Below are 9609 nucleotides of genomic sequence, written 5' to 3'. Positions count from 1 at the left end.
TTGCCTCCCGCCGCACCCGGCGACAAAGAGAACATTACGCACACCCACACCCACACACAAATCCAGATGCCGCTTCTGAGCGTGTGCAAGAGCACCGCTGGCGCGATTTGGCCCTGCGGTACCTCCCGCTGCTATTCGCGCGCGCTCGCGCACCGCGGAATCGAGCAGTCAGACGTCGTACGCACCCGAAAACGGCGATGGCCGCCCGGTGCCGAAGCACCGAGCGGCCATCACCGCGAGTGACGAGCTCAGTTCGAGTAGGAACCGAAGTCGAAGTCGTCCAGGGCGACCGCCTGGCTGCCGCCGAACTCGTAGTCGTACGACTCGTAGCCGGTGACGGCGTACGCCGCCTGGCGGGCCTCCTCGGTCGGCTCCACCCGGATGTTGCGGTACCGCTCGAGGCCGGTACCAGCCGGGATCAGCTTTCCGATGATCACGTTCTCCTTCAGGCCACGGAGGCTGTCGGATCGACCGTTGATCGCGGCGTCGGTGAGCACCCGGGTGGTCTCCTGGAAGGAGGCCGCCGAGAGCCACGACTCCGTCGCGAGCGAGGCCTTCGTGATGCCCATGAGCTCCGGCCGACCCGAGGCCGGACGACCGCCCTCGGAGACGACGCGACGGTTCTCCTGCTCGAACCGGGAGCGGTCGACGAGGTCGGAGGGCAGCAGGTTGGTGTCACCCGACTCCAGCACGGTGATCCGGCGCAGCATCTGCCGCACGATGATCTCGATGTGCTTGTCGTGGATCGACACGCCCTGGCTGCGGTACACCTCCTGGACCTGGTCCACCAGGTGCTGCTGCGTGGTGCGAACACCCAGGATGCGCAGCACCTCCTTCGGGTCCTCGGTACCGGCGGTCAGCTTGGTGCCGACCTCGATGTGGTCACCGTCGCCGACCAGCAGCCGCGAGCGCCGCGAGACGACGTACTCCTTGACCTCGCTGCCGTCGTCCGGGGTGACCAGGACCTTGCGGGCCTTGTCGGTCTCCTCGATCTCCACGCGGCCGGCGGCCTCGGAGATCTGTGCGTAGCCCTTCGGGGTGCGGGCCTCGAAGAGCTCGACCACGCGGGGCAGACCCTGCGTGATGTCGTCCGCGGAGGCCACACCACCGGTGTGGAAGGTACGCATCGTCAGCTGCGTGCCCGGCTCACCGATGGACTGGGCGGCGATGATGCCGACCGCCTCACCGATGTCGACGAGCTTGCCGGTGGCCAGCGAGCGGCCGTAGCACTTCGCGCAGGTGCCGGTGTGCGCCTCGCAGGTCAGCACGGAGCGGACCTTGACCTCGGCGATGCCGGCCTCGATCAGCTCACCGATCTTGACGTCGCCCAGGTCCTCACCGGCGGCGGCGAGGACCTCGCCGGTCTCCGGGTGGGTCACCTCGACGGCGGCGCTGCGCGCGTAGGCCGCGGTCTCGGCGTTCTCGTGCTTGACGACGGTGCCGTCCTCGAGACGCTCGCCGATCACCTTGGGCAGACCACGCTCGGTGCCGCAGTCCTCCTCGCGGATGATCACGTCCTGCGAGACGTCCACCAGACGACGGGTCAGGTAACCCGAGTCGGCGGTACGCAGCGCGGTGTCGGCCAGACCCTTGCGAGCACCGTGGGTGGAGATGAAGTACTCCAGGACCGAGAGGCCCTCACGGAAGTTCGCCTTGATCGGGCGCGGGATGATCTCGCCCTTCGGGTTGGCCACCAGACCACGCATGGCGCCGACCTGGCGGATCTGGTTGAAGTTACCGGAGGCGCCCGAGTAGACCTGCATGTAGATCGGGTTGGACGGCTGGGCCTTGAAGGCCTCCTCCATCGCGTCTCCGACCTTCTTGCCGGCCTCGGTCCAGATCTCGATGAGCTCCTGACGGCGCTCCTCGTCGGTGACCAGACCACGCTCGAACTGCTTCTGGATCTTCGCGGCCTGCGCCTCGAAGCCGGCCAGGATCTCGGCCTTGTCGTCCGGGGTGGTGACGTCCGCGATGGAGACGGTCACACCCGAGCGGGTGGCCCAGTAGAAGCCGGTGTCCTTCAGCGCGTCCAGCGACGCCGCGACCTCGACCTTGCCGTAGCGCTCGGCGAGGTCGTTGACGATCGCGCCCAGCTGCTTCTTGCCCACCTCGTAGTTCACGAAGGGGTAGTCCGCCGGCAGGGTGTCGTTGAAGATCGCGCGACCCAGCGTCGTCTCGACGATCGCCTGCTCCGGGCCCTCCGAGCCGTCGACGACGGCGTCGTCGAAGCGGATCTTGACCCGGCTCTGCAGGGTGATCTCGTTGCGGTCGAACGCCATGATCGCCTCGGCCTGCGAGGAGAACACCCGGCCCTCACCGATGGCGCCCGGGCGCTCGGTGGTGAGGAAGAACAGGCCGATGATCATGTCCTGGGTCGGCATGGTCACCGGACGGCCGTCCGAGGGCTTGAGGATGTTGTTCGTCGACAGCATCAGGATCCGCGCCTCGGCCTGGGCCTCGGCCGACAGCGGCAGGTGCACCGCCATCTGGTCACCGTCGAAGTCCGCGTTGAACGCGGTGCAGACGAGCGGGTGGATCTGGATGGCCTTGCCCTCGATCAGCTGCGGCTCGAAGGCCTGGATGCCGAGGCGGTGCAGCGTGGGCGCACGGTTGAGCAGTACCGGGTGCTCGGTGATGACCTCTTCGAGGACGTCCCACACGACCGGGCGGGCGCGCTCGACCATCCGCTTGGCGGACTTGATGTTCTGCGCGTGCGACAGGTCGACCAGGCGCTTCATCACGAACGGCTTGAACAGCTCGAGCGCCATCTGCTTCGGCAGACCGCACTGGTGCAGCTTCAGCTGGGGACCCGACACGATGACCGAACGGCCCGAGTAGTCGACGCGCTTGCCGAGCAGGTTCTGACGGAAGCGACCCTGCTTGCCCTTGAGCATGTCCGAGAGGGACTTCAGCGGCCGGTTGCCCGGGCCGGTGACCGGACGACCACGACGGCCGTTGTCGAACAGCGAGTCGACGGCCTCCTGGAGCATCCGCTTCTCGTTGTTGACGATGATCTCCGGGGCGCCCAGGTCCAGCAGACGCTTGAGGCGGTTGTTCCGGTTGATCACGCGGCGGTACAGGTCGTTCAGGTCCGAGGTGGCGAACCGACCACCGTCGAGCTGCACCATCGGGCGCAGGTCCGGCGGGATGACCGGGACGGCGTCGAGGACCATGCCCTGCGGCTTGTTGCCGGTCTTGCGGAAGGCGTCGACGACCTTGAGTCGCTTGAGCGCGCGGACCTTGCGCTGGCCCTTGCCGGTGGCGATGGTCTCGCGGAGGCTGTCGACCTCGGCCTCGATGTCGAACGACTGGAGGCGCTTCTGGATCGCCGTGGCGCCCATGTGGCCCTCGAAGTACTTGCCGAACCACATCTTCATCTCGCGGTACAGCACCTCGTCACCCATGAGGTCCTGGACCTTGAGGTTCTTGAACGTGTCCCAGACCTCCTCGAGGCGGGAGAGCTCGTTCTCGGTGCGCTTGCGCAGCTGCGCCATCTCGCGCTCGGCGCCGTCCTTGACCTTGCGCTTCTGGTCGGACTTGGCACCCTCGGCCTCCAGCGCCGCGAGGTCCTCCTCGAGCTTCTGGGTGCGGTCGGCGATCGCGACGTCGAGGCGACCCTCGATCATCTTGCGCTGCTGGCCGATCTTGGCCTCGAGCGAGGACAGGTCGCGGTGACGCGCCTCCTCGTCGACGGCGGTGATCATGTACGCCGCGAAGTAGATGACCTTCTCCAGGTCCTTCGGGGCGAGGTCGAGCAGGTAGCCGAGACGGCTGGGCACGCCCTTGAAGTACCAGATGTGGGTCACCGGGGCAGCGAGCTCGATGTGGCCCATCCGCTCACGGCGGACCTTGGAGCGGGTCACCTCGACACCGCAGCGCTCGCAGATGATGCCCTTGAAGCGCACGCGCTTGTACTTGCCGCAGTAGCACTCCCAGTCCCGGGTGGGACCGAAGATCTTCTCGCAGAAGAGGCCGTCACGCTCGGGCTTGAGCGTGCGGTAGTTGATGGTTTCCGGCTTCTTGACCTCGCCGTGGCTCCACGTGCGGATGTCGTCCGCGGTGGCCAGGCCGATCTGAAGCTGGTCGAAGAAGTTAACGTCAAGCACGGGGCTGTGAGTCCTTCGTTAGTTCTTTGAAAGTGAGGCTGGGGACTGAGGCTGCTCCCCCGCCGGGCCGGGCCGCCGGACCGAGTGGGTCCGGTCGTCCCGGCCGGCGGGGAGCATCACGCTCAGACTTCTTCGACGCTCGAGGGCTCGCGACGCGACAGGTCGATGCCGAGCTCCTCAGCGGCACGGAAGACGTCGTCCTCCGCGTCGCGCATCTCGATGGTGGTGCCGTCCTGGGACAGGACCTCCACGTTGAGGCAGAGCGACTGCATCTCCTTGACGAGAACCTTGAACGACTCGGGGATGCCGGAGTCGGGGATGTTCTCGCCCTTGACGATCGCCTCGTAGACCTTGACGCGACCGGGCACGTCGTCGGACTTGATGGTGAGCAGCTCCTGGAGGGCGTAGGCCGCGCCGTACGCCTCCATCGCCCAGACCTCCATCTCGCCGAACCGCTGGCCACCGAACTGGGCCTTACCGCCCAGCGGCTGCTGCGTGATCATCGAGTACGGACCGGTGGACCGCGCGTGGATCTTGTCGTCGACCAGGTGGTGCAGCTTCAGGATGTACATGTAGCCGACCGACACCGCGTCCTTGAACGGCTCGCCGGAGCGACCGTCGAAGAGCGACGCCTTGCCGTCCTCACCGATCATCCGCACGCCGTCCCGGTTGGGGAGCGTCGCGCCGAGCAGGCCGGTGATCTCGTCCTCGCGGGCACCGTCGAAGACCGGGGTCGCGAGCTTGGTGTTCGGCTCGGCGGAGTCGGCACCGATCGCGGTCAGGCGCTGGGCCCAGTCCTGGTCCTGCAGGTCGGCGTCGATGTGCCAGCCCTGCTTGCCCAGCCAGCCCAGGTGCAGCTCGAGGATCTGGCCGATGTTCATCCGTCGCGGCACGCCCAGCGGGTTCAGCACCACGTCGACCGGGGTGCCGTCCTCCATGAACGGCATGTCCTCGATCGGCAGGATCTTGGCGATGACGCCCTTGTTGCCGTGGCGGCCGGCGAGCTTGTCGCCGACGGAGATCTTCCGCTTCTGGGCCACGTAGACGCGGACCAGCTGGTTGACGCCCGGGGGCAGCTCGTCGCCGGCCTCGCGGTCGAAGACCCGGACGCCGATGACGGTGCCGGACTCGCCGTGCGGGACCTTCATCGAGGTGTCGCGGACCTCGCGCGCCTTCTCACCGAAGATCGCGCGCAGCAGCCGCTCCTCCGGGGTCAGCTCGGTCTCGCCCTTCGGGGTGACCTTGCCGACGAGGATGTCACCGGTGGTGACCTCGGCGCCGATCCGGATGATGCCGCGCTCGTCGAGGTCGGCGAGCATCTCCTCGGAGACGTTCGGGATGTCCCGGGTGATCTCCTCGGGGCCCAGCTTGGTGTCGCGGGCGTCGACCTCGTGCTCCTCGATGTGGATCGAGGTGAGGACGTCCTCCTGCACCAGGCGCTGGCTGAGGATGATCGCGTCCTCGTAGTTGTGGCCCTCCCACGGCATGAACGCCACGAGCAGGTTGGTGCCCAGCGCCATCTCGGCCATGTCGGTGCACGGACCGTCGGCGATCGGCGAGCCGACCTCGACCCGGTCACCCGCGGCGACCAGCGGGCGCTGGTTGATGCAGGTGCCCTGGTTGGAGCGCTTGAACTTGGCCAGCTTGTACGACGAGTAGGTGCCGTCGTCGTTCATGGTCTCGACGAGGTCCGCGGAGACCTCCTTGACCACACCGGCAGCGGTCGCGCAGACCACGTCTCCGGCGTCGACGGCGGCGCGGTACTCGATGCCCGTGCCGACGATCGGGCTGTCCGACTTGATCAGCGGGACGGCCTGACGCTGCATGTTGGCGCCCATCAGCGCGCGGTTGGCGTCGTCGTGCTCGAGGAACGGGATCAGGGCGGTCGCGACCGACACCATCTGGCGCGGCGAGACGTCCATGTAGTCGACCTCGTCGGCCGGGACCTCGGAGACCTCGCCGTCGCGCTGGCGGACCAGCACGCGCTCGTCGACGAAGCGGAAGTCGGCGTCGAGCGCGGCGTTCGCCTGCGCGATGACGTAGCGGTCCTCGTCGTCGGCGGTCAGGTAGTCGATCTTGTCGGTGACGACACCATCCTCGACCTTCCGGTACGGCGTCTCCACGAAGCCGAACGGGTTGATCCGGCCGTAGGAGGCGAGCGAGCCGATCAGACCGATGTTCGGGCCTTCCGGCGTCTCGATCGGGCACATCCGGCCGTAGTGCGACGGGTGGACGTCTCGGACCTCCATGCCGGCGCGGTCACGGGAGAGACCACCCGGGCCCAGCGCCGACAGGCGACGCTTGTGGGTCAGGCCCGCGATCGGGTTGGTCTGGTCCATGAACTGCGAGAGCTGCGAGGTGCCGAAGAACTCCTTCAGCGCCGCGACGACCGGGCGGATGTTGATCAGCGACTGCGGCGTGATCGCCTCGACGTCCTGGGTGGTCATCCGCTCGCGGACCACGCGCTCCATCCGGGCCAGGCCGGTGCGGAGCTGGTTCTGGATGAGCTCGCCGACGGTCCGCATCCGGCGGTTGCCGAAGTGGTCGATGTCGTCGGCCTGGACCTTGATCGGCTTCTCGTCGGGGCCGAGCACGACCTCGCCCTCGGCCACCAGGTCGGGGGCCTCGGTCGGGGTGCCGGCCGCGTGCAGCTGCACGAGGTAGCGGATCGTGGCGACCATGTCCGCGATGGTCATGGTCTGCTGGTCGAACGCCTCGTCCTGACCCAGCTTCTTGTTGATCTTGTAGCGACCGACCTTGGCCAGGTCGTAGCGCTTGGGGTTGAAGTAGTAGTTCTTCAACAGGGTGAGCGCGGCCTCGCGCGTCGGCGGCTCGCCCGGGCGCAGCTTGCGGTAGATGTCCAGGAGCGCGTCGTCCGGGCCCTGGGTGTTGTCCTTCTCCTCGGTCAGCTGGATCGACTCGAACTGACGGAGGTCGGCCATGACGGCCTCGTAGTCGTAGAGCTCGCCGGTGTCCTCGGCGATGGCCTGCAGCGCCTTGAGCAGCACGGTGACGTTCTGCTTGCGCTTGCGGTCCAGGCGGACGCCGACCAGGTCGCGCTTGTCGACCTCGAACTCCAGCCACGCGCCACGGCTCGGGATGAGCTTGGCGGTGTAGATGTCCTTGTCGGAGGTCTTGTCGGCGCTGCGCTCGAAGTAGACGCCGGGGGAACGGACGAGCTGGGAGACGACGACCCGCTCGGTGCCGTTGATCACGAAGGTGCCCTTCGGGGTCATCAGCGGGAAGTCGCCCATGAAGACCGTCTGGCCCTTGATCTCGCCCGTCTCGTTGTTCGTGAACTCGGCCGAGACGTAGAGCGGCGCGGAGTAGGTGAGGTCCTTCTCCTTGCACTCGTCGACCGTGTACTTCGGGTCGTAGAAGACCGGGTTCTCGAACGAGAGCGACATGGTCTCGGAGAAGTCCTCGATCGGCGAGATCTCCTCGAAGATCTCGGTCAGGCCGGACTTGTCCGAGACGTCCTCACCGGCGGCGCGACGGGCCTCGACCCGGGCCTGGTGAACGTCGTTGCCGATCAGCCAGTCGAAGCTGTCGGTCTGGAGGGCGAGGAGCTGCGGGAGCTCGAGCGGTTCGTTGATCTTCGCGAAAGAGATGCGGGGCTTACCGGGAGTGGTGCGCGCGGCCAAGAGTTGTCCTTCGACGGGTTTCGCCTTCGAGAGCGCCGACCGACCACTTCCCCGGCCACCGGACAGGCCAGAGAGCATATGAGGGCAGGCGCAAAGCGCCACATTACCCGAATTGCGCGCGCGACACAATATCGGCATGGGACCGGCCCAGGGTACCCCGGAGAACCCTGCGGAGGATCATGCGCCGGACTCGTTGCCAGGTCAAGCACCTGCGCCAAATCGGGCGCGGCGCAGGCGGGCGCCGCCCGGGGGGACTCAGCTGCAGTCGCCCTCGGTGCAGATGTCGTCCAGCAGCCACCGGCCGTCGTCGTCGACCAGGGTCAGCGTCGCCCACATCCGCAGCGTGAACGGCTCGACGCCCTTCTTCTGGACCCGCTGGTCGATGAAGGCGACGACGGTCGCCCGGTCCGCGTCCGCCGAGACCCGGGTCAGGGCCACGTACGGCGCCTCGGCGGTCACCACCACCCGCTGACGGCGCGCCTCCTCGGCCAGCGCCGGCCAGGAGCTGGCCTGCCGGGCGGCCATCTCGTCGGTCATCTGCGCCTGGATCCGGGCCAGGCCCTCGTCCATCGTCCGGTAGTCGTAGCCCAGCAACGGCACGATCTCGTCCGCGGCAGCCGCCTGGGCGGACAGCCCGGCCGCCGCCTGCGCGTCCGCCGCTTCGGCCACCTCGCGCGGCGAGTCCTCCGCGCGGGCGCCCGGCAGCGTGAGGATCCAGGCGGCGAGCGCGACGGCGAGCGCCGCGGCGACCCCCGCCGTCCACAGCGACCAGGTCGGTGGGCCGGTGCGCGGCGGGCGCGCGGCGGGCCCGGCCGCCTCGTCGGCCTCGTCGGCCTCGTCGGACACGTCGGCCTCGTCGGACACGTCGGCCTCGTCGGACACGTCGGATGCGTCGGCCGGATCCCCGGTCACGACCGCCTCGTCCTGACGGCTGGTCGCCAGCTCCTCGTCGTACGCCGCTCGGCGGGTGTCGTCGAGCAGCACCTCCGCCGCGGCGCTGAACGCCCGGAACCGCCGGTCACCCGGGTCGAGATCGGCGACCGCGCGCTTCCAGGCCTCGCGCACCTCACCCGTGCTCGCGGCCTCGTCGACGTCGAGCAGGTCGTAGAGGCTCGGGCTGGTCACTGCTCCCCCTCGGCCTGGTCGCCGGCGCTCTTCCCGCCGTCACCGGTCCCCGCGCCCTGGCTGGGCAGCTCGCCGGGCAGGCCGGCGCCGTCCTGCGGGGTGGACTGGGCCAGCGAGGGCAGGTCGTCGTCGACGTCGTCGAGGTCGTCGACGAGCCACTCGCCGTGCTGACGGACCAGCGAGACCTGGTAGCGGAACCGCTCCGGGTCGAACTCCACCCAGGTCTTCCTCTTGTCCGGGTTCGGGTAGCTGAAGGTGGCGGTGCCCGCGACCAGCAGCTCGGCGGAGTCGGCGTCCGCCGAGGCCACGCCGACCGCGTAGACCTGGGCGCGGCGGCGGACGTCGAGCTCCGCCACCGTCTGCTCGGCGTAGGTGAGGTTGGACTCGAAGACCGCTCCGAACTTGGCGGTCATCTCGTCGGCGAGGGCGGCGTACTCCGGCATCGTGCCGGCGTCGTCGAGCAGATCGGGGCCGTAGGTGTTGAACCGCTGCACGAAGTCCGCGGCGACGCCGAGCAGCTGCTCGTGCTCCAGCGATACCGGGGCCGGCGGGTGCCGCAGGTCGTCGAGCCGCGCCAGCGGACCGCCCCCGTCGGTGTCGCGCCAGACGACGACGCCGCTGGCGACCACGGCCAGCAGCGCGACCGCGGCCAGTACGGCGAGCAGGCCGCGCCGGGACGCGACCGAACGGCGGGCGCTCGAGCCCCGGGCACTGTCGTCCCGGCCGGTCACGCG

Annotated in this window: 5 protein-coding genes; 1 reads left to right on the top strand and 4 read right to left on the bottom strand. The window is 68.5% G+C overall.

Annotation, left to right across the window (positions count from 1 at the left end; genetic code table 11):
• On the top strand, positions 1-243 hold a 243-nt coding region (locus E8D34_RS21000), incomplete at its 5' end, for a hypothetical protein (RefSeq protein WP_206056495.1).
• A gap of 5 nt (positions 244-248) precedes the next feature.
• Here E8D34_RS21000 and E8D34_RS02285 read toward each other — a convergent pair.
• The 4 genes from E8D34_RS02285 to E8D34_RS02270 form a co-directional block, all read right to left on the bottom strand.
• Complete coding sequence (locus E8D34_RS02285) at positions 249-4106, bottom strand: DNA-directed RNA polymerase subunit beta' (protein WP_136592919.1); 3858 nt, start codon at positions 4104-4106, stop codon at positions 249-251.
• Positions 4107-4228: 122 nt separating this feature from the next.
• Positions 4229-7750, bottom strand: coding sequence for a DNA-directed RNA polymerase subunit beta (gene rpoB / locus E8D34_RS02280; protein WP_240771040.1), 3522 nt, complete (start codon positions 7748-7750; stop codon positions 4229-4231).
• Positions 7751-8005: 255 nt separating this feature from the next.
• The gene (locus E8D34_RS02275) at positions 8006-8875 is read right to left on the bottom strand and encodes a hypothetical protein (RefSeq protein ID WP_136592917.1); all 870 of its coding nucleotides are present in this window, start codon (positions 8873-8875) and stop codon (positions 8006-8008) included.
• On the bottom strand, positions 8872-9606 hold the full coding sequence (locus tag E8D34_RS02270; protein WP_136592916.1) for a hypothetical protein: 735 nt from the start codon (positions 9604-9606) through the stop codon (positions 8872-8874). The genes E8D34_RS02275 and E8D34_RS02270 overlap by 4 nt, the downstream gene beginning before the upstream one ends.
• Positions 9607-9609 lie beyond the last annotated feature (3 nt).

The organism is Nocardioides sp. GY 10113 (genome assembly GCF_004919105.1).
GTDB lineage: Bacteria > Actinomycetota > Actinomycetes > Propionibacteriales > Nocardioidaceae > Nocardioides.
This window is presented reverse-complemented; position numbering and strand designations above follow the sequence as displayed.